Genomic DNA, 22632 nt, shown 5'->3' with positions numbered 1-22632 from the left:
GCGCTTCAAATCTCATCATCGGCCGGTCCCCAACGGATCGGTCCCATGCGCACGGAGCGGTGAATGACGCGAGTATTGATGACTGGGGGCGCGGGATTCATCGGTTCGCATACGGCCGACCTGCTGCTCGCGGCCGGCTACGATGTTCGCCTTCTCGACAATCTCTCTCCGCAGGTCCATGGCGGCAATCGTCAGCGGCCGGCCTATCTCGCCGACGATGCCGAGCTCGTGGTCGGCGACGTCACCGATACAGCCGCCGTCGAACAGGCCTTGCGCGGCGCCGACATGGTGCTGCATCTCGCCTCCGCCGTCGGCGTCGGCCAGAGCATGTACGACATCGAGCCCTATGTCAGGACGAACGAGCTTGGTACCGCCGTGCTGCTGCAGGCCCTGGCCAAGCGACCGGTCGCACGGCTGGTGGTGGCATCCTCGATGAGCATCTACGGCGAGGGCCTCTATCGTGACGCCGTCGGAAGCGTCGTCGCTTGCGACGAACGATCGATCGGGCAGCTTCGCAAGGGCGAGTGGGAATTGCGGGATGCCGCAGGCCATGCGCTCGATCCCGTGCCTACCCCTGAGACCAAGCGGCCGTCGCTGAGCTCGATCTATGCGCTGAACAAATACGCGCAGGAGCGCATGTGCCTGATAACAGGCAAGGCCTACGGCATTCCGACCGTCGGCTTGCGCTTCTTCAACGTCTTCGGTCCGCGCCAAGCGCTCTCGAATCCCTATACCGGCGTGCTGGCCATCTTCGCCGCGCGGCTGCTCAACGGCCGGCCGCCGCTCGTCTTCGAAGACGGTCTGCAGCGACGCGATTTCGTCCACGTGCATGACGTCGCCCGCGCCTGCCGCATGGCACTCGAATCCGACCATACCCAGGACGTCTTCAACGTCGGCTCGGGCCAGAGCCGCACCATTCTGTCCGTGGCCGATGATCTGGCGCAGGTGATGGGACGGTGCGAGATCGCTCCCGAGATCACGCGGAAATACCGTGTCGGCGACATCCGGCACTGCTTTGCAGATATCGGTAAATCGCGGGACCTGCTCGGCTTCGAGCCGCATGTCGCGTTCAAGGACGGACTTGAAGAGCTCGCCGGCTACCTCGCCGACCAGATCGCCGACGATCAGGCGGAACGGGCGACCCGTGAGCTGCTGCAACGAGGGTTGGTCGCGTGATGAGTGAACAAGACGACAGGCCCGTCCTGGTCACCGGCGGCTGCGGCTTCATCGGCTGCAATCTCGCCGACCGTCTCGCCGAGCGAGGCGATCACGTGCTGGTGCTGGACAATCTCGTCCGCGCCGGCGTGCGCGAGAACGCGCAATGGCTGAAATCCCGGCATGGCGACCGTGTCGCGATTGCGGTGGCCGATATCCGCGACCCCATTCCGGTGATCGACGCTGTGCGCGAGGCGCGGGCCGTGCTGCACCTCGCCGCTCAGGTCGCGGTGACCGACAGCGTCAACGACCCTTCGGCCGATTTCGAGATCAATGCGCGTGGCACGCTGAACGTGCTGGAAGCCGTCCGCCTGCACAATGCCTCGGCGCCGGTGATCTTCGCCTCGACCAACAAGGTCTACGGGCGCCTGATCGAGGACAGCGAGATCGCGCTCGCCGGCCGCCGCTACACGCCGGTCAGTGATCTGCTCGCCGGGGGCATTTCGGAGAGCGCGCCGCTGGATTTCTACAGCCCCTATGGCTGCTCCAAGGGCACCGCCGATCAATACGTCCACGACTATGCCCGGGTGTTCGGGCTGCAGACCGTGGTGATGCGCATGAGCTGCATCTACGGGCCGCGGCAATTCGGCACCGAGGACCAGGGCTGGATCGCGCATTTCCTGCTCAGCGCCATAAACGGCAATCCGCTGACGATCTACGGCGACGGCAAACAGGTCCGCGATGCGCTGCACGTGTCGGACGCGGTGAGCGCCTGGCTCGCGGCGCTCGACAACATCGCGCTGGCCCGCGGGCGCGTCTTCAATCTCGGCGGCGGCCCGGCGAACGCGGTCAGCCTACTCGAGTTGATCGACCGCATCACCGAGCTGACGGGCCGCAAGGTCAGCTATCGCTTTGCGGACTGGCGACCGGGCGATCAGCCCTGGTACGTGACCGACACGCGCGCGCTTGCCACCGCGCTCGACTGGACGCCGCAAATGCCCCTCGCCGACGGCCTGCGCTCGCTCCACACCTGGCTCGACAGCCGCTTCGGATCACACGACAGAAGTGAGGCCCTGGCATGACGCGGGTCGCCCTTATCAATCCCAACTGGGATTTCTCGGGCAGCATCTATTTCGGCTGCCGCTCGCCTCACCTGCCGCTCGAGCTCGGTATCTCCGAGCACAATCTGAAGGTCGCCGGCCACACTACGCTGCTGCTCGATGCGCATATGTTCGATCTCTCCCTCGGCGAGATCGAGGCCGAGCTGCGCGCCTTTCGTCCCGACCAGATCGTCTTCACCACCGCACCGACCTATCTGTTCTGGCGCTGCGCCCCGCCCGAGCTTCGCGTGCCGCAGCAGCTCGCCATCGCGGTGCGGGACCTTGCGCCGACCCTGATCGCGGTCGGCCCGCATGGTTCGACCACGCCGAAGACCGCCTTGAGGAAGCTCGGCGCCGACATCGTCGTGATGGGCGAGTGCGAGGCGTCCCTGCTCCGTCTTGCCAACGGCGAACGCGACTTTCCCGGCCTGTCCTACGCCGACGGTGCTTCACTCCGGGTCAATGGCGGCCCACAGGCGGTCGCGTTCAACGATCAGCCCGCGCTCGATTGGCCGGAGGAGATGATCCGGCGTCACCATCACCATCATCACCGCTTCGAAGCCGAGCCGACCGCGCCGGGCGCCGAGGTGGAGGCCTCGCGCGGCTGTCCGTACAATTGCACGTTCTGCGCCAAGGAGAATTTCCGCAACGCCTATCGCAAGCGGCCGCCCGCGATCATTCTCGACGAGATCGATCGCCTGCGCAGCCAAGGCATCGAGTACGTCTACTTCATCGACGAGATCTTTCTTCCCAATCGCGAGCTCCTGGAGGGCTTGACGAGGCTCGGGCTGAAGTTCGGCGTGCAGACGCGGATCGACCTCTGGAAGCCCGACATGCTCGCGCTGCTCGGGCGCGCCGGCTGCGTCTCCATCGAAGCCGGCATCGAGAGCCTCACCGTGGAAGGACGCACGGCCCTCGCCAAGAACTGCAAGATGACGACGGATCAGCTCGCCGACCGGCTGGTCGAAGCCCGCCGCCACGTCCCCTTCGTGCAGGCCAATCTGATCGAGGTGCCCGAGGACGACGATCCCGTCGTGCAGCGCTGGCGCCGCACGATGCAGGATGCCGGCGTCTGGGCCAACGATCCGGTGCCGCTCTATCCCTATCCCGGCTCTCCCGACTACCGCAAGCTCTGGGGCGAGCCCGACGATGTCGCCTGGGAGCGCGCGCACCGGCACTATCTTGCGATGTTCGACCAGTTCAGCGACGTGCAGAACGATCGTCCCGTCCCGCTCGACAGCCTCGAACTCCAGGTGGCCTCATGAACCGTGGCGGCGACATCAGGATCATGATGACGACCGACACGGTTGGCGGGGTCTGGACCTATTCCTGCGCCCTCGCCAGGAGTCTCGCCGCGTCCGGCGCCGACGTCACGCTCGCGACGCTGGGTCCGCGGGCCCGCGTCCATCAGCGTCAGATGCTGCAGGAGACCAGCGTGCACCTGGTCGAAACGGACCTCGCACTCGAATGGCAGGACCCGGAGGGGCGAAACGTTTCCGACGCAAGGCGCGTGCTTGCGAACCTCGAAGCCAGACTGGTGCCCGACCTCGTGCATCTGAACAGCTTTCGCGAAGCGACCTTTGCCTGGCAGGCCCCGACCGTACTGGTCGCGCATTCCTGCGTGAACTCCTGGGCGCTCGCCTGCCACGATACGGCTTGGCTTGGCGAGCCGAGATGGCGCCGCTACAGCGAAAGGGCCGCCGCGGCGCTCGACGTGGCGCAGGCCTGGGTCTGTCCGAGCGGGGCCTTCCACGACGACATCACGGCGATCTACCAGCCGCGATCGCGCGGCGCGGTGATCTGGAACGGAATTGCGCCAGGCGCGCCCTCTGGACGAAAGCAGGATCTGATTTTCGCGGCAGGACGGCTGTGGGATCGTGCCAAGAACATCGAAGCGCTCGCCGCCGCCGCGCCCGGGCTGGATTGGCCGGTCGAGGTGGCCGGTCCTATCGACGCACATCTGCCAGCGGGTGTCAGCTGGCTCGGAGAGCTGCCGCACGCGGCGCTGGAGACGCGCTTGCAGCATGCAGCGATCTTCGTCAGCCCCGCGCTCTATGAACCGTTCGGTCTCTCGGTGCTGGAAGCCGCCGCCGCGGGCTGCGCGCTGGTCCTCTCCGATATCCCGACGTTCCGGGAATTGTGGTGCGGCGCCGCCTTGTTCGTCGATCCCACCGACAGCGACGCGCTGCACCGGACTCTGGCAGAGCTTTGCGCTGACGACATGGGTCGAGCAAAGCTGCAGCGCGCCGCCTATGAGCAATCCCTGACCTATTCGTTGACGCGCATGACGAGCGCTTATCTTGGTCTCTACCAGGACCTGATCGCATCGAGCCGGACGAGCGCGGCGGCCAGCCAGATCGGGGTGCGCGCATGAAATGCGTCCTGTTCTATCATGCCTTCACCTCCTGCTGGAACAATGGCAACGCGCATTTCCTGCGTGGCTATGCGCGCGAGCTCCATGCGCTCGGGCACGAGGTCGTCGTGTTCGAACCCATCGACGGCTGGAGCCGGCTGAGCGCGATCCGCGAAGGCGGCAGTCACGCCATCGAAGACATTCCGGCGCTCTTTTCCGGCATCGACATCCGCCGCTACGATACCAGCCTCGATCTCGAGCGGGCGCTTGATGGCGCCGATCTCGTCATCGTGCATGAATGGAATTCGCCCGATCTCATCGCGCGGATCGGGCACAGGCGGGCGCAAGGCGCGTCCTTCACCTTGCTGTTTCACGACACCCATCACCGCGCGGTCAGCGCACCCGAGGAGCTTGCGCAGTTCGATCTCGGCGGCTTCGACGGCGTGCTCGCTTTCGGCGAGGTGCTTCGGCAGATCTATCTGAAGCTCGGCTGGGCCGACCGGGTCTTCACCTGGCACGAGGCCGCCGATGTCGCGCTGTATCATCCGCTGCCGCAGGTCGAGCGAACCGGCGATCTGGTCTGGATCGGCAATTGGGGCGACGGCGAGCGCAGCGCCGAGCTGAACGAGTTCCTGGTCGCGCCCGTGGCGGAGCTGAAGCTTCGCGCGAGCGTTCATGGCGTCCGTTACTCGGATGACGCACTCCACACCATCAGGAGCGCAGGCATCCGCTATGGCGGCTGGCTGCCGGCGCACTGGGCCCCCGTCGCCTTCGCCGGCGCGCGCGCGACCATCCATGTGCCGCGCGGGCCTTACGTCGCCCTGCTCCCGGGCATCCCGACCATTCGCGTGTTCGAGGCGCTGGCCTGCGGCATTCCCCTGGTCTCGGCGCCCTGGTCGGATGCGGAAGGCCTGTTCCCCGAGGGCGCCTATCTCAGCGTCGCCGATGGCGCGCAGATGAAGCATGCGCTTCGGACCGTCATCGACGATCCGGAATTCTCTGCCGCGATGGTGGCGACCGGCCTGAAGGTCATCAGGGATCGTCATACCTGCCGCCACCGCGCCGAGCAGCTCATCGACATCGTCACCGACCTCAGGGATTCGGGCCGCCCGGCACGGCCTCAGCACGACATCGGAGCCGTTGCATGAAGATCTGCTTCTTCGGATCCAGTCTCGTCTCGTCCTATTGGAATGGCGCCGCCACCTACTATCGCGGCGTGCTGAAGGAGATCGCGGCGCTGGGCCACGAGGTCACCTTCTACGAACCGGACGCCTTCGAGCGCCAGTCACATCGCGACATCGACGAGCCGGATTGGGCCAGGGTGGTCGTCTATCCCGCGACCTCGGACGGCTGGGGCCGCTCGCTCGATACCGCCGCACAATCGACCGACATGCTGGTCAAGGCCAGCGGCGTCGGCGTCTTTGATCTCGAGCTGGAGAACGCCGTCGCCGCGCTGCCGTCGCGGCTGATGCGGATCTATTGGGACGTCGATGCTCCCGCCACGCTCGAGGCGATGGAAAGCGATCCGCAGCATCATCTGCGTCGCGCGATTCCGTGCTACGACATGGTCCTGACCTATGGCGGCGGCGAGCCCGTCGTATCGGCGTATCGATCGGTGGGCGCGCGGGACTGCGTGCCGATCTACAACGCGCTCGATCCGGCTACGCATTTTCCGTCGCCGCCCAATCCGCGCTTTGCCTGCGATCTCAGCCTGCTGGCGAACCGCCTGCCTGACCGCGAGACGCGCGTCGGGCATTTCTTCCTCGACGTTGCACGCGGCCTGCCCGAAAAGTCCTTCGTGCTCGGCGGCTCCGGCTGGGACGACAAGGACGCCCCCGCCAATCTGCGCAAGATCGGCCATGTCGGCACCGCCGACCACAACGCGTTTTTCGGCTCCGGGCTCGCCACGCTGAACGTCAATCGCGACAGCATGGCGCGCTACGGCTTCTCGCCGCCGACGCGTGTGTTCGAAGCGATCGGTGCCGGCGCCTGCCTGATCACCGACCAATGGGCCGGCATCGATCATTTCCTCGAACCGGACCGCGAGGTGTTGGTGGCCGCTGACGGGGCCGAGGTGGCGGAGCACCTCGCCGCGCTCGATCCCGAGCGGGCCCGGTCGATCGCCCGGCGCGCCCGCGCACGCATTCTCAGCCAGCACACCTATCGGCAGCGCGCCCGCCAGTTCAACGATCTCTTCGTCGCCCACAGCTCCCGAATCGAGGCAGCAGAATGAATCTCTCCATCGTCGTCATCGGTCTTTCGGTCACTTCGTCCTGGGGCAACGGTCATGCTACGACCTACCGCGCCTTGATCGAAGCGCTGGCGCGACGAGGTCACCGCGTCACGTTCCTGGAGCGGGACGTGCCCTGGTATCGGGATCACCGTGACCTGACCAAGCCCGCTGCCTGGACGGTCGAGCTGTACCAATCCTTGAAGGATGTTCCGCGCCAGTTCGGCAAGCTGATCCGCGATGCCGATCTGGTGATCATCGGCTCTTATGTTCCTGACGGCATCGCGATCGCCGAATGGACCACGACCCACGCGAGGGGCGTCACCGCGTTCTACGACATCGACACGCCCGTTACCCTGGCGCGGCTCGAGCAGGGCCTCAACTATCTCTCGGCGGCAATGATCCCGCGCTTCGATCTCTATCTGTCCTTCACCGGCGGACCGGTGCCCGGCATGATCGAGCAGAGCTACGGTAGTCCGCTGGCGCGTGCGCTTTATTGCAGCGCGGATGCGGAGACCTACGCAGCGAAGCAGAGGCAGCCGAAATGGTCGCTCGGCTATCTCGGGACCTACAGCGAGGACCGGCAGCCCGTTCTCGAGGAGCTGCTGCTTGCGCCTGCGCGCACGCTGCCGACCGATAAATTCGTCGTCGCCGGTGCACAGTATCCGGACAATATCGCCTGGCCCGCCAACGTCGCCCGGATCGAGCACCTCTCGCCCAAGCAGCACCCGGAGTTCTACACGGCGCAGCGTTTCACGCTGAACGCCACCCGCGCCGACATGAAGGCGCTGGGCTTCTCCCCAAGCGTCCGGCTGTTCGAAGCCGCGGCCTGCGGCACGCCCGTAATCTCGGACCGGTGGCCCGGTATCGAGACGATCTTCGCGCCGTCGAAAGAAATCCTGCTGGCAACCAGCCCACGCGAGGTCGCCGAGATCCTGCGCGACATGCCGGAGGAGCAACGGCGCACGATCGCGCACAACGCGCGGCGGCGGGTTCTCGCCGATCACACCCCCGACCATCGCGCACGGCAGCTGGAGACCTATTACGCCGAGGCAGCCGCACGGCGCCGCCGCAAGACAGCGCCACTCCCCGTCGCTCGCCCCATGCAGGTCGCCCAACTCTGAAAGGCCACATCATGACGCTCCAGACCCGCATCCACGCGTCCCGCCGCTCGCCGACTATCCTGGTCGCCGGCGGCGCCGGCTTCATCGGATCGCATCTCTGCGACGCGCTCCTGCAACGCGGCAGCATGGTGATCTGCCTGGACAATTTGTTCACGGGGACCACCGACAACATCCGGCCCCTGCTCAACCACCCGAACTTCCGCTTCATCGAGCATGACGTGCGCGATTCCATCGAGATCGAGGGCGAGATCGAACGGATCTACAGCCTCGCCTGCCCGGCCTCGCCCCGCCACTACCAGGTCGATCCGGTCGGAACGATGAAGACCTGCGTGCTGGGCTCGATCAACCTGCTCGAACTGGCGCGGCAGAAGGGCGCCCGGATCCTTCAGGCCTCCACCAGCGAGGTCTACGGCGACCCGGAGGTGCATCCGCAGCCGGAATCCTATCTCGGCAACGTCAATCCGATCGGGCCGCGGGCCTGCTACGACGAGGGCAAGCGCGCCGCGGAGACGCTGATGTTCGACTACCGGCGCATGCACGGGATGGAGATCAAGGTCGCGCGCATCTTCAACACCTATGGCCCGCGCATGCTCGAGAACGACGGCCGCGTCGTCTCCAACTTCATCGTGCAGGCGCTGCGCGGAGAGCCGATCACGATCTACGGCCAGGGCACGCAAACCCGCAGCTTCTGCTTCGTCGACGATCTGGTACGGGGGCTTCAGCTCTTGATGGAGAGCTCCGCCTCGGTCAGCGGTCCCTGCAATCTCGGCAATCCGCACGAGGTCACGATCGAGGCGATCGCCCGTGAAGTGCTGGCATGCACTGAATCGGCGTCCCCGCTGCGCTTCGAGCCCCTGCCGAAGGACGATCCCAGGCGGCGCAAGCCCGTGATCGATGCCGCCGAGAAGATCCTGGGATGGCGTCCGAAGGTGGCGCTGAAGGACGGGCTTCAAGCGACCATTGCCTATTTTGCACTCCGCCTCGCCGGGGAATCGCCCACGCTCGTGCCGGCCATCGCCGCGCGCAGGACGCGCCATCCCGCACGCGGCCGGCTGACGATGTCCGAGTAGCGGTGAAGGATCATCATTGGCGGATCACCGCACCCACTGAGATCGGCAGGCCGCCTACGCCGCCGGTAAGGCGAAGGAGAACGTCGCGCCGCCTTCCGGCTCGTGCCCGGCGACCAGCTCGCCGCCGTGCTCACGCACGATGCCATAGCTGATCCAGAGGCCGAGCCCGGTGCCTTCGCCGACCCGCTTGGTCGTGAAGAACGGCTCGAAGATGTGGCTGATGTGATCCTTGTCGATGCCGGGACCGTTGTCCGAAATCCGGAACAGAACTTCGTCGTCCTTGCGCGCCGCGGAGACCACCAGCCGCGGCGCGTCGATGCCGCGCATGGCGTCGATGGCATTCTCCACTAGGTTGACGATCACCTGGTGCAACTGCCCCTCATTGCCCGAGACCCACAGCTCCGGCTCGATCTCCAGCTGCAGATCGATGCGCACCTGCTTGGTGCGCACCGCCCACAGCACGGCGGTGTTGATAAGCCGCTCGATGTTGACGCGCTCGACCTCGCCGAGCTTGCTGAAGGACAGCCGGCGCAGGTTCTTCACGATCTCGCTGATGCGGACGGCGCCTTCCATGGTGCCTTCGATCAGCGGACCGAAATCCTCCAGAATCTCGTCGATGCGCAAGCTCCGCCTTTGCGCCGAGAGGTCTCCGGCCTTGCTCTTGCCGTGGACCGCATCGAGATAGGCCGTGATGGCGGTGCGGTAGCGCATCAGGGTGTGGACGTTGCCATAGACGAAGCTGATCGGGTTGTTCAGCTCGTGCGCGACCCCCGCAACGAGGCGGCCGAGGCTTGCCATCTTTTCCTGCTCGACCAGTTGCCGCTGGGCGCGCTGCAGCTCGTGATGGGCCTTGTGCAGCTCCTCGTAGGCGCGGCGAAGCTCGCCGATCGGACGTCCCGTCAGCACCACGCCGATGAAGCGGCCGCGGTGATCGTGGCGCGGGGATGCGTTGATCGCGAACAGGTCGGAGCGGCCGCCCTGGCGCGAGAACCGCAGCTCGCCGTCGACGACGTCGGAGGCGCTGCGCGGCTTGAGGAGCGGAACCAGCTTGGCCTGGTCCGGGCCATCGATGACATCGGCGATGTTTCTGCCGACGATGTCCGCGACGCTGCAGCCGAGCGTCTGCTGGAACGCCGAGTTGACCTGCTGCACCAGCCCTTTCGCATCGCAGACGATGAGAATGTCGGAAACGGATTCGATGACGTTGGTGACGAAGGCCTGCGCCTCCTCGAGCTCCGCATTCTTGTGCTCGAGGTCGACCTCATAGCGCAGAAGGTCGGAATAGACCTCGTCCATCTTGCGGATGACCTCGATCCAGGCGCCCTCGCGCTCGTGGTCGAGCTCCATCGCACCGCGATTGGTGATCAGCTTGAGCAGCGGTGCGGTCTCGCCGGCCTCAGGAGGATGGATCGCCTTTGCCATTTTTTCTCAGATCATACCTGGACAGCTTGTTCCTCAGTCCGACGCGCGACAGCCCGAGCTCTGTTGCGACCCGGCTGATATTGCCTTCGTACCGCTCCAGACAATTGATGATAACCGACTTCTCCAGATCTTCCACCTTGTCCTTGAGCGTCGCGGAGCCGTTCAATCCGCCATGGAGTGCCGCCGCCGGCGGCCTGCCGTTGCGCCGGCCGAGCAGCGGCGGCGCCTGCAATTCATCGGCATCCGCTAGCACCGCCATGCGCTGGATCTCGTTCTGCAGCTCCCGAACGTTGCCGGGCCAATGGTAGTTGCCGAACGCTTCCAGCGCCGACGCTGCAAAGCGCAGGTCCGGCCGGTTGAAGGAGGTCTTCACCGATGACAGCACCCCTTGCGCGATCAAGGGAATGTCCATGCGCCGCTCGCGCAGCGCCGGCATGTGGACGGGAAACGCCGCCAGGCGGTAATAGAGATCCCGCCGGAAGCGGCCGGCCTCGACCTCGGCCTCGAGATCCCGGTTGGTCGCGGCCACGACGCGAACGTCGACCTTGCGCACCCGCTGCGCGCCGAGCGGGCGTATCTCGCTCTCCTGCAGGACACGCAGCAGCTTGACCTGGAACGCCGGCGAGGTCTCGCCGATCTCGTCGAGAAAGATGGTTCCGCCGTCGGCGACCTCGAACAGGCCGATCCGGTCCTGATAGGCGCCGGTGAAGGCGCCCTTCTTGCAGCCGAACAATTCGCTTTCGAGCAGCTCGTCCGGCAAGGCGCCGCAATTCTCGACGACGAAGGCCTTGCCGGCGCGGGCGGAGCCGTAGTGAATGGCGCGAGCGAGCAGCTCCTTTCCGGTCCCGGACTCACCCGTGATCAGCACGGAGATGTCGTAGTCGGCGGCGCGTTTTCCCAGCTCGATCACCTTGTGCATGGGACTATCCGTCGAATGCACGATGCGGTCGAAATCGTAGAGCTGCTTGGCGACGCCGCGCTTGACGGAGACGACCTTCTTGATATGCCCCGGCGTCGCCTTGACGTCGACGCCGGCCGTTTCCGTCTCCTTCTGCAGGCGATAGAGCTGGACTGCTTCCTTGACAGTGTCGACCAGCCGGTCCGGCTGCCAGGGCTTTGTGATGTATTGATAGATGCCGGCCTCGTTGAGGCCCGCGATGATGTCCTCGGAGTCCGAATAGCCGGAGATGATCATCCGCACCGGATCGGGCCACAGCTCACGTACGCGCTTCAGGAAGCTCACGCCCGATTCATGCGGCATGCGCTGGTCGCAGAGAATGGCGTGGACGATCTCCCCTTCCAGCAGCTTCTCCGCATCGGCCGCATTGCCGGCGCAAAGCACCTCGAAATCCTGCTTGAGGACGCGCCGCAACGCTTCCTGCGAACGGATCTCGTCGTCGATGACGAGAATGGTTCCCTGAATGCTCATGAGGGCACCGCCATGCGCCGGGCACCCTCGGTCGCGCGCCGCGAGCGATGATTGGCGATGGTCAGCGGCGTACGCGACTTCGGCACCTTGTGGATGAAGTTGTAGCGGGCGACGTGGTAGCTCGGATCGAAGTCGTAGAAATTGAGCCGCATCCGCCGCAGCTCCTCGTCGCGGTAGGCCTGCAGGGGCTTCTCGCTCTCGTCTTTCTCGCGGCGTCTTGTCTTGTCGGCGAGACGCCGTGCAAAGCCAGGGTTCGACCCTGCATCGGCAGCCAGCTTCACCAGAGCTTCGCGCGCAAGCTCGTTGCCGGCGAGCACACGATCGACGATCCCGAGACGCTGTGCCTCGGCGACACCCATCGGCAACCGGCATTGCGTGATCCGCCTCGCGTTCTCGGCGCCCGCGCGACGCGGCAACAGATAGGTCCAGTATTCGGAGCCGAAGAGATTGCCCATGTCCTTGTAATGCGGATTGAGGACGACCTGATCACTGGCCCAGACCTCGTCGGCAGCCAGGCTCAAGAACACGCCCCCGGCACCCGCGTTGCCTCGAATGACCGATATCACCAGCCGATCCGTGGTCTCGATGATGGCGCGTGCAAGATCGTCGATGGCATTGATGTTGCGCCAGGATTCATCGGCGGCGCTGTCGGCGGCCTCGATCTCGGCGAGATGAATGCCGTTCGACCAGTAATCGCTGCCGCCGATCAGAAGCAGCACCTTCGTCGGGCGCGCCAGCGCGGCCCTATAGGCGTTCAGCAGCGCTTCGCAGTCATCGGTCGACATGGCGCCGTTGTAGAACGAGAACGCCAATTCGCCGACCTCGCCATGCTCGCGATATTGCAGCGGCGCATAGCCGCAATCCGGCCGCCGCGGCAAGCGCGCGGCTTGTTCGGCGAACACCTTTGCCGCAGATCGCTTCAAGCTCTTCGGCGCAAGCTGCCGCACATGGCCGATCCAGACCGCTCCATCAACCGTCGCGCGGGCCAAAGCACCATCGCATTGCGCCACGATCGTACCGGGAACACCGGAGATACCGTGCGCCTCATGGACATCGAAGAGCCGCACGTCCTGGAAGAACAGGCTGTCGACCAGGCCTGGCATGCCGTCGGCGCTGTTGATCTTGCGCAGCACGATCTCCGTCGTGTCGTGCTGCCAGTCGATGGCGCGGTCGGACTGGCGGCAGGGCCCGCGCACGCGAATGCGCGCGTCGCCCTCGGGCATCGGCTGCGGCGTCGGCTGTCCCGCTTCGATCGCATCGATGGCTTCCAACACCGCGTCGACGGCACCTGACGTCACCTCGTTGCGGTAGATGCTGGATTTTGCGGCCCGCCGCAGCGGGAAGGTGCGGAACGCCCACACTGGACCGGCGTCGAACTCGTCGGTCGCCTGCAGCACGGTGACGCCCCACTCTGCCGCGCCTTCGAGAATGGCCCAATCGAGCGCCGCCGGGCCGCGGTCGCCGGGTGGGCCGGGATGGACGATCAAGCAGCGCACGCTGCGCCAGATGTCTTCGGGAATAGCCCGCTTCAGGAAAGGTGCGATCACCAGGTCCGGACGGTAGAGCGCGATGCTTTCGCGCGTGACGTCGGCATGGATGTCGAGCTCGACCGAGACTTCATAGCCACGCTCGCGCAATTCGACATGCAGGCGCTGCGTCAGGCTGTTGAACGAATGCGAGAGCAGCAGGATGCGCATCGTGGGCCTCAACAAATCCGCGGCAATTGCTCGCCGGACAGCCAGTCGACGATCCGCCCGCCGCCAAAGCTCGTCGCCATCTGTACGAAATGGTGGTCGTCGGCGACGGCCTCGCCGATGTCGGCGGCATCGCGGCCGAGGGGATGCGCCCGCATGGCGGCGAGCACCGCGCCGGCCGCTTCCGGCGCGACGATCGCGACCAGCTTGCCCTCATTGGCGACATGGAGCGGATCGAGCCCGAGCAGCTCGCACGCCGCGGCCACCCCCGGCTTGACCGGGATCGCCTCCTCAAGGAGATGAAAACCGAGATCGGATTGCTGGGCGATCTCGTTCAGCGTTGCGGCCAGCCCGCCGCGGGTGGGATCGCGCATCAGGCGAATGCCGCGGCCGCCGGCTTCGACCATCTTGGCGACGAGATCGTTGAGCGATGCCGAATCCGAGACGATCTCGGTCTCGAAGGCGAGATTTTGCCGCCTCGACATGATCGCAACGCCATGATCGCCCAGCGTGCCCGAGATCAGCACGCGGTCGCCGACCCGCGCGTTCTCGGCCGAGAGATCGAGCCCGTCGGGCACGATGCCGACCCCCGCGGTCGAGATGAACAGGCCGTCGGCCTTGCCGCGCTCGACCACCTTGGTGTCGCCGGTGATGATGTGGACGCCGGCATCGCGCGCCGCCTGCCCCATGGACTGCGCGATCAGCTTGAGATCGGCGAAGCGAAATCCCTCCTCGATGATGAAGCTGGCCGAGAGATAGAGCGGCTTCGCGCCGGCCATAGCGATGTCGTTGACGGTGCCGTGCACTGCGAGCGAGCCGATATTGCCGCCGGGGAAGAACAGCGGCGAGACCACATAGCCGTCGGTCGTCATCACCATGCGCCCGGCGCCGACATCGAACGCCGACTGGTCGTTGCCGCGCGCCAACCATTCATTGCCGAAGGCCTCGTGGAACAGGCCCGAGATCAACTGCGCCATGGCGCGGCCGCCCGAACCGTGAGACAGGTCGACGCAGCCGTTCTTGATATCGAGCTTGCGCTGATAGGCCTTCATGACGCCCGCCTCTTCTGCTGATGGTCGCGGAAGCGGCCGTAGGTCCAGTGCGCGGCACAGGCGCCTTCCGAGGATACCATGCAGGAGCCCATCGGCGTCTCCGGGGTGCATACCGTGCCGAACAATTTGCAATCGACCGGCTTCTTCACCCCGCGCAGGATGGCACCGCATTCGCAGGCCGGATTGTCGTCGACGCGAAGCTCGTTCATGCCGAAGCGGATTTCGGCGTCGTATTTCGCGTAAGAGCGCTTCAGCTTCAGCCCGCTATAGGGCACCTGACCGAGCCCGCGCCATTCGAACTGATCGCGCAGCTCGAAGATGTCGGACACTTCCTCCTTGGCCCGCAGATTGCCGTCGCGGGTGACGGCCCGGCTGTACTGGTTCTCGACCTCATGCCTGTGCTCGTTGACCTGCCGCACCAGCATCAGGATGGCCTGCATCATGTCGAGCGGCTCGAAGCCCGCAATCACCACCGGCTTGCCGAACTCTTCGGCGAAGAACTCGTAAGGCGCCGTACCGATGATGGTCGAGACGTGGGCAGGTCCGACAAAACCGTCGATCTCGACCCGGCCGATATTGCGGATATCGGGGCTTTCCAGAATGTTCTGCATCGCCGGCGGCGTCAGCACGTGGTTGCAGAACACGCTGAAGTTCTCGAGCTGCTTCTTCTCGGCGAGGCGGATCATCACCGCGGTCGGCGGCGTCGTCGTCTCGAAGCCGATCGCGAAGAACACGATCTCGCGACCGGGATTTTCCTCCGCAATCCCTAAGGCATCGATGGTGGAATAGACCATGCGGATGTCGGCGCCGCGCGCCTTCGCCTTCAGGAGCGAGCCGCCCTGCGAGCCCGGGACGCGCATCAGGTCGCCATAGACGCACAGGATGATGTCCGGACGCTCCGCGAGCCGGATCGCCATGTCTATGCGCCCGGCCGGCAGCACGCAGACCGGACAGCCCGGACCGTGGATCATCCTCACGTTCTTCGGCAGCAGGTCTTCCAGGCCGTAGCGCGAGATCGCGTGGGTGTGGCCGCCGCAGAACTCCATGAAGCGATAGGCTCGTTCGGGATCGGCTTCCACGCGGATCGCCTTCGCAAGCCCGAGCGCGATCTCCTTGTCGCGAAACTCGTCGGCATATTTCATGGCGAGACCCCCTCTCCTTCGGCGCTCAGCTCGCGCAACAGCTCGAGCGTCCGCCGGGCCTCTTCCGGGTCGACCTTGGTCAGGGCGTAGCCGACATGGATGATCACGTAATCGCCGACGGCGAGGTCTTCGATCAAGGCGACCGAGATCTCCTTGCTGACGCCGTCGATCGAGACGATGGCCATCTCGTCGGGCAGCAGTTTCGTGACCTCTGCCGGTATCGCGAGACACATCAGGCGGTTCCTTCCAGGGCTTGCCGTTCGAGGAGCGTTAGCGCGGCGATCCAGGCCTGACCGAGGCTGAGGCCGCCGTCATTGGGCGGCAGCTGGCGTTGCAGCAACGGTGTGAGGCCGGCTGCTCTGCAGCCGCGCTCGATTGCGGCACTGAGGATCGCGTTGAGGAAGCAGCCGCCGCTCAAGGCGACGGTCGTGATGCCGGTCGCGCCTGCCGCGCGATGGATCCAGTCGACGCAGGCGGCGGCCAGCGTGCCGTGGAACAGCTCGGCACCCTCGACCGCATCGATCTGCTCGGCCGCCAGGCGCGCGAACAACGGAGACAGCGACAGCACGCCGTTTTCGATGGTCCAGCCGTCCTCCGCAATGCGCGGTATGCGGACACGCGCTTCCAATTTTATCGCCGCCTCGCCCTCGTAGCTCTGCACCGGGCAGAGACCCAGCAGCCCCGCCGCCGCATCGAACATGCGGCCTGCGCTGGTCGTCGTCGGCACGCCCGATTGGTCGAGCATGGTGCCGAGGCGCGCGGCCTGCGGCTGTGCACCGAACCGGGTCGCGATCACGTCACCATGTCCCAGGCCATGCAGCATGCTCGCGGCCATTCGCCACGGCTCGCGCGCCGCGCGATCGCCACCGGGCATCTTCATCGGCGCCAGATGCCCGAGACGCCGGAATTGAGCGCCATCGCACAACAGGAGCTCGCCGCCCCAATTGCCGCCGTCGCTGCCGTAGCCGAAGCCGTCGAGGACCAGCGCCAGCACCTCGTCTGCGACGCCATGCTCCGCCAGCACCGAAGCCGCATGGGCATGGTGATGCTGGACCGCGATCAGCGGCTTTCCCCTGGACTCGGCGAAGCAGGTCGAAGCCATGTTGGGATGCAGGTCATGGGCAATGACGACGGGCTCGACGTCGAGCGTCGAAAGCAGGTGATCCACCGTCTCCTCGAAGAAGCGGACGCCTGCCGCAGTGTCGAGGTCGCCGATATGCTGGGAGACGAATGCTTCATTGCCGCGCGTGACCGTCACCGTCGATTTCAATGCGCCGCCAACGGCGAGGATCGGCGGCACCGATCGGGCGAGGCGAACCGGCTCGGGCACGTAGCCGCGGGCACGGCGGATGAATTGCCTCCGGCCCGCGACGAATGCGGCCACGGAATCGTCGGCCCGGGTGACGATGTCGCGGTCATGCGTGACGATGAGATCGGCAATGCCGACAAGGCGCCGCTCGGCCTCGCGATTGTCGATCAGGAGCGGCTCGCCGCCCGGGTTGGCGCTGGTTGCGACGATCGCCCAGCTCGCGGTAGCCCGCCGGTAGGCCGCATTCAGGGCGTCGAAGATCAGGTGATGGAGCGGCGCGACGGGCAGCATGATGCCGAGGCGCGACAGCTCCGGTGCGATTGCCGGCGCGAGCCGATGGCGCGATGCCATCAGCACGATCGGCCGCGGCGACGTCTGGAGCAGCGCGAGCTCGGCGGCATCGGCCGCAGCGAGATCGGCGACCGCCGCCACCGAGCCGACCATCACGGCAAAGGGCTTTTGATCGCGCTGCTTGCGCCGCCGGAGCCGCCGTACGACCTCGTCGTCACGGGCATCGCAGAGCAGCTGATAGCCGCCGAGCCCCTTGACCGCGACGATCTTGCCGCCTGCGATCGCGGCGGCAATGTCCGCGACCTCATGGCTGAGCCTCGGGCCGCAATCCGGACAGGCGATCGCCTCGGCATGGAAACGGCGGCTGCTCGGGTTGGCGTAATCGTCCGCACAGGCTCTGCACATCGCAAAGCCCTTCATCGCCGTGGTTGCGCGGTCATAAGGCAGCCGCTCTGCAATGGTATAGCGCGGGCCGCAATGGGTGCAGTTGATGAACGGATAGCGGTAAAAGCGGCTGTTCGGGTCGAACAGCTCGCGCAGACATTCGCCGCAGGTCGCGGCGTCGGCGACGATGCGGGTCGATACCCTGCCCTGCTCGCTGGCACGGATGCAGAACTCCGCACTCGCGACCGTGCCGATCGGCTGCACCGAAATTTCGTCGATCCGGGCCAGCGGGGGCTTTTCGAGCCGCAGCGCCTCGACGAAGTCGACTGCACGCTCGCCCTCGACCTCGATGACCACACCGTGGGGATCGTTGGCGACGAAGCCGCCGAGTCGATAGCGCGTGGCGAGACCGTAGACATACGGACGAAATCCGACGCCCTGCACCGCGCCGCGCACGTGCAGTCGCAACCTCCTCCCGTCCTGCGCGCTCGCCCCTCCGTTCATCGTCAACCCTGCGCAGCCCTCTCAACCTGCTTCAGCTTCGCCCAGCGCTTGCGGATCCAGGCATAGAAGGCGGAAAACCCCTCGCCCGTGCGCGCCGACAGCGTCATCACCTCGATGCCCGGATTGACCCGGCGCGCATATTCGACCGTCTTGGCAAGGTCGAAATCAAGCACCGGCGCGAGGTCGATCTTGTTGATCAGCATCAAGGAGGCAGCCGCGAACATGTCGGGATATTTCAGCGGCTTGTCCTCGCCCTCAGTGGTCGAGAACACCACGATCTTGCAGGCTTCGCCGAGATCGAATGCCGCCGGACAAACGAGGTTGCCCACATTCTCGACGAAGAGAAGGCCGCCGTTCAACCAGGGCAGCCGGTCATAGGCCTCGCCGACCATGGCCGCATCGAGGTGACAGCCCTTGCCGGTGTTGACCTGGATCGCCGCAACGCCGGTGGCGCGGATGCGCTCGGCATCGTTGGAGGTCTGCTGGTCGCCCTCGATCACGCCGATCGGAAAACTGTCCTTCAATTCCGCGACCGCCCGGACGAGAAGCGATGTCTTGCCGGCGCCGGGGCTCGACACCAGGTTGAAGACGAGCACCTCGTCGGCGCGGAAGCGCGCGCGGTTGTCGGCCGCGAGCCGGTCGTTCTTGCCGAGAATGTCGCGTTCGACCTGGATGATGCGCTCGCTGCTCATGCCGGCGATCGTCTGCCCGGCCGGGTTGGCACCACGGTCGAGCAGTCCGGCGTCGCCGGGCGCGAGATCGTCGTGATGATCGTGGTCACGCCCATGGCCGTGATGGTGATGATGATGGTGGTGCCCATCGTGACGATGGTCATGACCATGATGATCATGCGCCTGTTCGATGGATGCCTTGCCGTCGCTGCAGCCGCAGACCGTACACATCAGTCGACCTCCAATTCCCGCACGCGCATCTCTTCGCCGCCCGTGACCTGCAGATGATAGCCGGCGCAGGACGGGCACGGCTCGTAGCGCTGCTTGATCTCGACGCTCTTGGAACAGTCCATGCACCAGGCCGTCCCCGGCGTCTCCACGATCTCGAGCCGTGCGCCTCGCGCGATGGTCCGTGCCGCAACGGCCTCGAAGCAGAACTTCAACGCCTCCGGCGCGACATGGCTGAGCGCGCCAATCTCGAGGCAAACCACGTTCACCTTGGCGAAGGCGCGCTTGCGCGCCTCCTCCTCGACGATGCCGATGATGCCCTCGCACAGTGCCATCTCATGCATGGCCGGCCTCGCGGAAGTTGAGATTGAAGCCGACGCAAGGATCGAACGAGCCGACCAGCGCGCGGACCGCGTCCTGGCCTCGCCGACCGGCGGCCAGCATCGCACCCTTGAGACTCCGGACCAGCGGTCCGCGTGCGTGAAAATTCCACTCGGTCGGCGCCAGGAATTCGAAGCTCTCGATACGGTCCGCCTCGTCGAGCGCGACCGCATGATAGAGCCGGCCCCGCGCACATTCGACCGCGGCCGCCGCCTTGCCGGCGCCGAGCCGGTAGCTCGCAACGACACCATCGTCGAGGTTGGCCTCGCCATGATCGAGCCAGGCACAGAGCCGCGCGACCTCGGCGATGCGCGCCTCGAGCCGCGCCGCCGGGCTCGCCGCCGACGGGACGGGCTCGCGTTGCGCCCGGCGCGCCCAGACGCCGGTCTCCGGAATTCTGCCGCAGAGTTCCGGCGCATCGGAATAGGCCGGCCCTTCCGCGAGCAGGCGCGTAACGATGTCGAGATCGTCGGCAGCCGTCAGGAATGACGGCTCGACCGCCGGCGGCGACAATGCCTTGCTCTCGCAGCGTGCGACATAGACGGCCAGCGCGCTGCCGGGCGCGAGGGCCGGACCTTCCCCAAGAATCCCCAGTGCCGCGAGCGCAGCCTTGATCTGCGCCACAGCCTCGCGCCGCGAGGCTTCCGGTACGCCTTCGCTCGCTACGCCGAGCACCGCGCTCGCCTGCATCATGGCGCGGACGGCACCGGCGCTGCCGCCGTCGAACGCAATTCCTCCAACGAACAGGCCCCGCAACAACTCGGTCAGGCGCTCGGCAACAACGGCCGTGACACGACGGTGCGCGGCCGCTGGCGTCATCTCCTGGCCGGAAGCGGTTTCGATCGCCGTCAGATACGCCACCTGATGTGCGACCGAGCAGAGCGAGAACAGCCGCGGCAACACCGGAACCAGGGACGCCGCGGGCTTTCCCGCAAACAGCCGCGTCAGCGGCGGCCGGCTGCGCGACCGGATCGCGACATCGGCTATGGTGGCGCCGGCGAGCCACACCGTGATGTCGATCTCGTTGCGAAAGACCAGGCTCATCCGCGCCGCTCCGTCAAGGACCCGCGCAGGAAGTTACGCCGGTCGATCTGACTCGTCGCGGGCGCGCGGCGACGGACCGCCTCCTCGCTGTCATCAGGCAGCATCAGCTCTGCAAGCGCAGCTTCGGCCGTTGCCCGCGCGGCCGCCATATCGGCGAACTCGAACATCGGCGAGAACAGCGAGCAGCTTGCGACCCGGCCCATCTGTCCGACCTCGCCGAGGGTGAATTCGATGTCGCCTGCGGGAAAGCGGATTCGCACCGTTGCCCCGGACGTCTCCCGCATCGCGCTCGCCGGCATCACCACGTTCATGAACCACGGCGTGACCATGATGCCGACCATCGTGCCATTGAAGGGGCGGAAACCAACCGCCTCGACGCCGAGCGCCCCGTTGTAGATCGGCAGATCGCGCATCGCGCGATCGCCGATCTCGCGATAGCTTGCGGCCAGCAGCTCGCCCCACGCTGCGGCGTCCCGGTCGCGAGCAGGATTGGGCGCGCTCCCCGTCATGCTTCGATCGCCATGAATTTGGATTTCGGCGCGTCGCAGTTCGGGCAGTGCCAGTCCTCCGGCAGCGCCGCGAACGGCGTGCCGGGCGCGATCTGCGTGACCTCGTCGCCATCGGCGGGATCGTAGATGGTCCAGCAGATGCCGCATTCGAGCCGCGTCACATCGGCCACGTCCTGACGCACGCCAAAATTCTCGAAGGCGCTCATTTGAAATAGGCCTCGATGATTTCCTGCAGCCGCTCGGCGGAATCCTCGAAATCCTCGTCCGCCGCGAGCGCGACGGTCGGCACGCCGCCGACTTCCAGCGTGTCCAGAATGATGGTGTCCATGGCGTTGAAGAACTGCACCGACCAGACATTGCGTATGCCGGTCGACAGCACCCGGCAGGTGCCATAGCCGCGCGACACGAGCTGGATCGGTCCGTTCCGGATCGTGTCCTGCAGGAAGCTCATGTCGACCGGGCTCATCGGCAGCAGCGTGAAATTGATGATCTGCGAGCGAGTGCCGGGCTGCCAGGCCAGCGCGCGCTCGCGGATCTCGGCGAGCACCGGCAGCACGTTCATCGCACCCTCCGGCGCCTGTCCGATCTCGAAATCGGCCGACGTCAGGTCGGCGGCCGCGCGCTTGACGATCTCCGGGATGGCGCCGATCTCGACATATTCGGAGGCCGCGTCGGTCTCGAGCCGCACGCGCCAGATTCCCGCGAGCACCGATTCCTGGATCTGCGCCAGCGAACCGTCCGGAAGCGCGACGACACCGCCGACCTCGCCTTCGCCGAGCACGTCGGCGACGAGCTTGCTCTCGAGATCGTTGAGGTTGGCGAGCCGGAACAACTGGTTCGGCGCGTCCGCCTTTTGCTCCGCGATGGCCGCCGCCATCTTCGAGAGCAGTGCCACCGCATTCGGGCAGCGCGCCGCAAGCTCGGTGCTGTCGAGCGTTGCAAGCCGCGCGAGCGCGCCGGCTGCCGTCAGGCTGCCGCTCGCCGCATTGAGACTCTCCTCACCGATCGGGAACACGCTGACGGGTTGCTCGGCGCCTTCGGGCGCATCCCAGAAACCGACCTTCATGGCGCAAGACCTTGTGTGCGATGCTGGGGAACGATGGTGACGGCGACGGCGGCGCTCTGCCCGCGCGGCCTTTCGATCAGTTTCGTGATGCGGTCGATATAGACCGACCAGTCCTGGATCTTGGCGATCAGCCCCAGTGTTTCGCCCTTGGCGACGAAGATCAGCGTCGGTTGCACGCGCACGCCGAAGCGCACGCCGAGCGCTCGCTCGGCATCGCGCGCGATGACCGCGCCACGCAGCCGGCCGCCGAATGCGGCGATCAGCTCCGGCAGCACCACGGCGACGTCGATCGCCTCGGGAAAGCGGTTGGGATCGCCTGCGGACAGCAGCACGGCGATCGCACCGGCCTCGTCGGCCCCGCCCAGAAATTCGTCGACCGTCGCGGTGTCGACCTCAGGCAGGCCGTGCCGCGTCAGATCATGCTTCCCCACCTGGAATTCCATCAGACCTCCCCTGGCAAGCTTATGTTTTCGC

Annotated in this window: 22 protein-coding genes; 8 read left to right on the top strand and 14 right to left on the bottom strand. The window is 66.0% G+C overall.

Features of this window, described 5'->3' with window-relative positions; translation table 11 throughout:
• The first annotated feature begins 63 nt into the window (after positions 1 to 63).
• The 8 genes from N2604_RS17470 to N2604_RS17435 are packed head-to-tail and all read left to right on the top strand — an operon-like array spanning position 64 to position 9032.
• On the top strand, positions 64 to 1176 hold the full coding sequence (locus tag N2604_RS17470) for an NAD-dependent epimerase/dehydratase family protein (protein ID WP_260375850.1): 1113 nt from the start codon (positions 64 to 66) through the stop codon (positions 1174 to 1176).
• On the top strand, positions 1176 to 2237 hold the full coding sequence (locus N2604_RS17465) for an SDR family NAD(P)-dependent oxidoreductase (protein WP_260375849.1): 1062 nt from the start codon (positions 1176 to 1178) through the stop codon (positions 2235 to 2237). The genes N2604_RS17470 and N2604_RS17465 overlap by 1 nt, the downstream gene beginning before the upstream one ends.
• Complete coding sequence (locus tag N2604_RS17460) at positions 2234 to 3520, top strand: TIGR04295 family B12-binding domain-containing radical SAM protein (RefSeq protein WP_260375848.1); 1287 nt, start codon at positions 2234 to 2236, stop codon at positions 3518 to 3520. The genes N2604_RS17465 and N2604_RS17460 overlap by 4 nt, the downstream gene beginning before the upstream one ends.
• A complete protein-coding gene (locus N2604_RS17455) occupies positions 3517 to 4629 on the top strand; it encodes a glycosyltransferase family 4 protein (RefSeq protein WP_260375847.1) in 1113 nt (370 codons plus the stop codon). The genes N2604_RS17460 and N2604_RS17455 overlap by 4 nt, the downstream gene beginning before the upstream one ends.
• A complete protein-coding gene (locus tag N2604_RS17450; protein ID WP_260375846.1) occupies positions 4626 to 5756 on the top strand; it encodes a glycosyltransferase in 1131 nt (376 codons plus the stop codon). Before N2604_RS17455 ends, N2604_RS17450 begins: the two co-directional genes overlap by 4 nt.
• Entirely contained in the window at positions 5753 to 6841 is a 1089-nt protein-coding gene (locus N2604_RS17445) for a glycosyltransferase (protein WP_260375845.1), read from the top strand. The genes N2604_RS17450 and N2604_RS17445 overlap by 4 nt, the downstream gene beginning before the upstream one ends.
• Positions 6838 to 7962, top strand: a complete 1125-nt coding sequence (locus N2604_RS17440) for a glycosyltransferase (protein ID WP_260375844.1) — start codon at positions 6838 to 6840, stop codon at positions 7960 to 7962. The genes N2604_RS17445 and N2604_RS17440 overlap by 4 nt, the downstream gene beginning before the upstream one ends.
• 11 nt (positions 7963 to 7973) lie before the next feature.
• A complete protein-coding gene (locus N2604_RS17435) occupies positions 7974 to 9032 on the top strand; it encodes a UDP-glucuronic acid decarboxylase family protein (RefSeq protein ID WP_260375843.1) in 1059 nt (352 codons plus the stop codon).
• 54 nt (positions 9033 to 9086) lie between these two features.
• Here the strand turns inward: N2604_RS17435 and N2604_RS17430 are convergent, their stop codons facing one another.
• Genes N2604_RS17430 through N2604_RS17365 form a run of 14 tightly spaced genes read right to left on the bottom strand, consistent with a single transcriptional unit; the run spans position 9087 to position 22601 of the window.
• Positions 9087 to 10454 carry a sensor histidine kinase gene (locus tag N2604_RS17430; protein ID WP_260375842.1) on the bottom strand — a complete coding sequence of 456 codons (1368 nt, stop codon included), beginning with the start codon at positions 10452 to 10454 and terminating at the stop codon, positions 9087 to 9089.
• The gene (locus N2604_RS17425) at positions 10429 to 11883 is read right to left on the bottom strand and encodes a sigma-54 dependent transcriptional regulator (protein ID WP_260375841.1); all 1455 of its coding nucleotides are present in this window, start codon (positions 11881 to 11883) and stop codon (positions 10429 to 10431) included. The genes N2604_RS17430 and N2604_RS17425 overlap by 26 nt, the downstream gene beginning before the upstream one ends.
• On the bottom strand, positions 11880 to 13580 hold the full coding sequence (locus N2604_RS17420; protein ID WP_260375840.1) for a hydrogenase maturation protein: 1701 nt from the start codon (positions 13578 to 13580) through the stop codon (positions 11880 to 11882). Before N2604_RS17420 ends, N2604_RS17425 begins: the two co-directional genes overlap by 4 nt.
• Positions 13581 to 13588: 8 nt before the next feature.
• On the bottom strand, positions 13589 to 14629 hold the full coding sequence (hypE, locus tag N2604_RS17415; RefSeq protein ID WP_260375839.1) for a hydrogenase expression/formation protein HypE: 1041 nt from the start codon (positions 14627 to 14629) through the stop codon (positions 13589 to 13591).
• Positions 14626 to 15771, bottom strand: a complete 1146-nt coding sequence (gene hypD / locus N2604_RS17410; RefSeq protein WP_260375838.1) for a hydrogenase formation protein HypD — start codon at positions 15769 to 15771, stop codon at positions 14626 to 14628. Before hypD ends, hypE begins: the two co-directional genes overlap by 4 nt.
• Positions 15768 to 16004, bottom strand: coding sequence for a HypC/HybG/HupF family hydrogenase formation chaperone (locus N2604_RS17405; RefSeq protein ID WP_260375837.1), 237 nt, complete (start codon positions 16002 to 16004; stop codon positions 15768 to 15770). The genes hypD and N2604_RS17405 overlap by 4 nt, the downstream gene beginning before the upstream one ends.
• The gene (hypF, locus tag N2604_RS17400; RefSeq protein WP_260375836.1) at positions 16004 to 18259 is read right to left on the bottom strand and encodes a carbamoyltransferase HypF; all 2256 of its coding nucleotides are present in this window, start codon (positions 18257 to 18259) and stop codon (positions 16004 to 16006) included. Before hypF ends, N2604_RS17405 begins: the two co-directional genes overlap by 1 nt.
• A gap of 2 nt (positions 18260 to 18261) precedes the next feature.
• On the bottom strand, positions 18262 to 19161 hold the full coding sequence (gene hypB / locus N2604_RS17395; protein WP_260375835.1) for a hydrogenase nickel incorporation protein HypB: 900 nt from the start codon (positions 19159 to 19161) through the stop codon (positions 18262 to 18264).
• On the bottom strand, positions 19161 to 19502 hold the full coding sequence (gene hypA / locus N2604_RS17390) for a hydrogenase maturation nickel metallochaperone HypA (RefSeq protein ID WP_260375834.1): 342 nt from the start codon (positions 19500 to 19502) through the stop codon (positions 19161 to 19163). The genes hypB and hypA overlap by 1 nt, the downstream gene beginning before the upstream one ends.
• Positions 19495 to 20583, bottom strand: coding sequence for a nickel-dependent hydrogenase large subunit (locus N2604_RS17385; RefSeq protein ID WP_260375833.1), 1089 nt, complete (start codon positions 20581 to 20583; stop codon positions 19495 to 19497). The genes hypA and N2604_RS17385 overlap by 8 nt, the downstream gene beginning before the upstream one ends.
• The gene (hybE, locus tag N2604_RS17380) at positions 20580 to 21092 is read right to left on the bottom strand and encodes a [NiFe]-hydrogenase assembly chaperone HybE (protein ID WP_260375832.1); all 513 of its coding nucleotides are present in this window, start codon (positions 21090 to 21092) and stop codon (positions 20580 to 20582) included. The genes N2604_RS17385 and hybE overlap by 4 nt, the downstream gene beginning before the upstream one ends.
• Complete coding sequence (locus tag N2604_RS17375) at positions 21089 to 21298, bottom strand: rubredoxin (protein WP_260375831.1); 210 nt, start codon at positions 21296 to 21298, stop codon at positions 21089 to 21091. The genes hybE and N2604_RS17375 overlap by 4 nt, the downstream gene beginning before the upstream one ends.
• Positions 21295 to 22158, bottom strand: coding sequence for a hydrogenase expression/formation protein (locus tag N2604_RS17370; RefSeq protein WP_260375830.1), 864 nt, complete (start codon positions 22156 to 22158; stop codon positions 21295 to 21297). The genes N2604_RS17375 and N2604_RS17370 overlap by 4 nt, the downstream gene beginning before the upstream one ends.
• Positions 22155 to 22601: a hydrogenase accessory protein gene (locus N2604_RS17365; protein WP_260375829.1), complete on the bottom strand. Its 447-nt coding sequence runs from the start codon at positions 22599 to 22601 to the stop codon at positions 22155 to 22157. The genes N2604_RS17370 and N2604_RS17365 overlap by 4 nt, the downstream gene beginning before the upstream one ends.
• Between the last annotated feature and the right edge of the window lie 31 nt (positions 22602 to 22632).

The sequence above is a fragment of the Bradyrhizobium sp. CB1015 genome (assembly GCF_025200925.1).
Lineage (GTDB): Bacteria > Pseudomonadota > Alphaproteobacteria > Rhizobiales > Xanthobacteraceae > Bradyrhizobium.
Note: the sequence above shows the minus strand (reverse complement) of the source record. Positions and strands in the feature narration are given on the sequence as shown.

What these genes read in the sequence shown, in the direction of transcription:
- N2604_RS17425 (WP_260375841.1), bottom strand. Translation starts at nt 11,883, where the DNA reads ATGAGCATTCAGGGAACCATTCTCGTCATCGACGACGAGATCCGTTCG.
- hypA (WP_260375834.1), bottom strand. Translation starts at nt 19,502, where the DNA reads ATGCATGAGATGGCACTGTGCGAGGGCATCATCGGCATCGTCGAGGAG.
- hypE (WP_260375839.1), bottom strand. Translation starts at nt 14,629, where the DNA reads ATGAAGGCCTATCAGCGCAAGCTCGATATCAAGAACGGCTGCGTCGAC.
- N2604_RS17460 (WP_260375848.1), top strand. Translation starts at nt 2,234, where the DNA reads ATGACGCGGGTCGCCCTTATCAATCCCAACTGGGATTTCTCGGGCAGC.
- hybE (WP_260375832.1), bottom strand. Translation starts at nt 21,092, where the DNA reads ATGACGGGGAGCGCGCCCAATCCTGCTCGCGACCGGGACGCCGCAGCG.
- N2604_RS17455 (WP_260375847.1), top strand. Translation starts at nt 3,517, where the DNA reads ATGAACCGTGGCGGCGACATCAGGATCATGATGACGACCGACACGGTT.
- N2604_RS17440 (WP_260375844.1), top strand. Translation starts at nt 6,838, where the DNA reads ATGAATCTCTCCATCGTCGTCATCGGTCTTTCGGTCACTTCGTCCTGG.
- N2604_RS17465 (WP_260375849.1), top strand. Translation starts at nt 1,176, where the DNA reads ATGAGTGAACAAGACGACAGGCCCGTCCTGGTCACCGGCGGCTGCGGC.
- N2604_RS17430 (WP_260375842.1), bottom strand. Translation starts at nt 10,454, where the DNA reads ATGGCAAAGGCGATCCATCCTCCTGAGGCCGGCGAGACCGCACCGCTG.
- N2604_RS17435 (WP_260375843.1), top strand. Translation starts at nt 7,974, where the DNA reads ATGACGCTCCAGACCCGCATCCACGCGTCCCGCCGCTCGCCGACTATC.
- hypF (WP_260375836.1), bottom strand. Translation starts at nt 18,259, where the DNA reads ATGAACGGAGGGGCGAGCGCGCAGGACGGGAGGAGGTTGCGACTGCAC.
- N2604_RS17375 (WP_260375831.1), bottom strand. Translation starts at nt 21,298, where the DNA reads ATGAGCGCCTTCGAGAATTTTGGCGTGCGTCAGGACGTGGCCGATGTG.
- hypB (WP_260375835.1), bottom strand. Translation starts at nt 19,161, where the DNA reads ATGTGTACGGTCTGCGGCTGCAGCGACGGCAAGGCATCCATCGAACAG.
- N2604_RS17420 (WP_260375840.1), bottom strand. Translation starts at nt 13,580, where the DNA reads ATGCGCATCCTGCTGCTCTCGCATTCGTTCAACAGCCTGACGCAGCGC.
- N2604_RS17470 (WP_260375850.1), top strand. Translation starts at nt 64, where the DNA reads ATGACGCGAGTATTGATGACTGGGGGCGCGGGATTCATCGGTTCGCAT.
- N2604_RS17450 (WP_260375846.1), top strand. Translation starts at nt 4,626, where the DNA reads ATGAAATGCGTCCTGTTCTATCATGCCTTCACCTCCTGCTGGAACAAT.
- hypD (WP_260375838.1), bottom strand. Translation starts at nt 15,771, where the DNA reads ATGAAATATGCCGACGAGTTTCGCGACAAGGAGATCGCGCTCGGGCTT.
- N2604_RS17365 (WP_260375829.1), bottom strand. Translation starts at nt 22,601, where the DNA reads ATGGAATTCCAGGTGGGGAAGCATGATCTGACGCGGCACGGCCTGCCT.
- N2604_RS17445 (WP_260375845.1), top strand. Translation starts at nt 5,753, where the DNA reads ATGAAGATCTGCTTCTTCGGATCCAGTCTCGTCTCGTCCTATTGGAAT.
- N2604_RS17405 (WP_260375837.1), bottom strand. Translation starts at nt 16,004, where the DNA reads ATGTGTCTCGCGATACCGGCAGAGGTCACGAAACTGCTGCCCGACGAG.
- N2604_RS17370 (WP_260375830.1), bottom strand. Translation starts at nt 22,158, where the DNA reads ATGAAGGTCGGTTTCTGGGATGCGCCCGAAGGCGCCGAGCAACCCGTC.
- N2604_RS17385 (WP_260375833.1), bottom strand. Translation starts at nt 20,583, where the DNA reads ATGAGCCTGGTCTTTCGCAACGAGATCGACATCACGGTGTGGCTCGCC.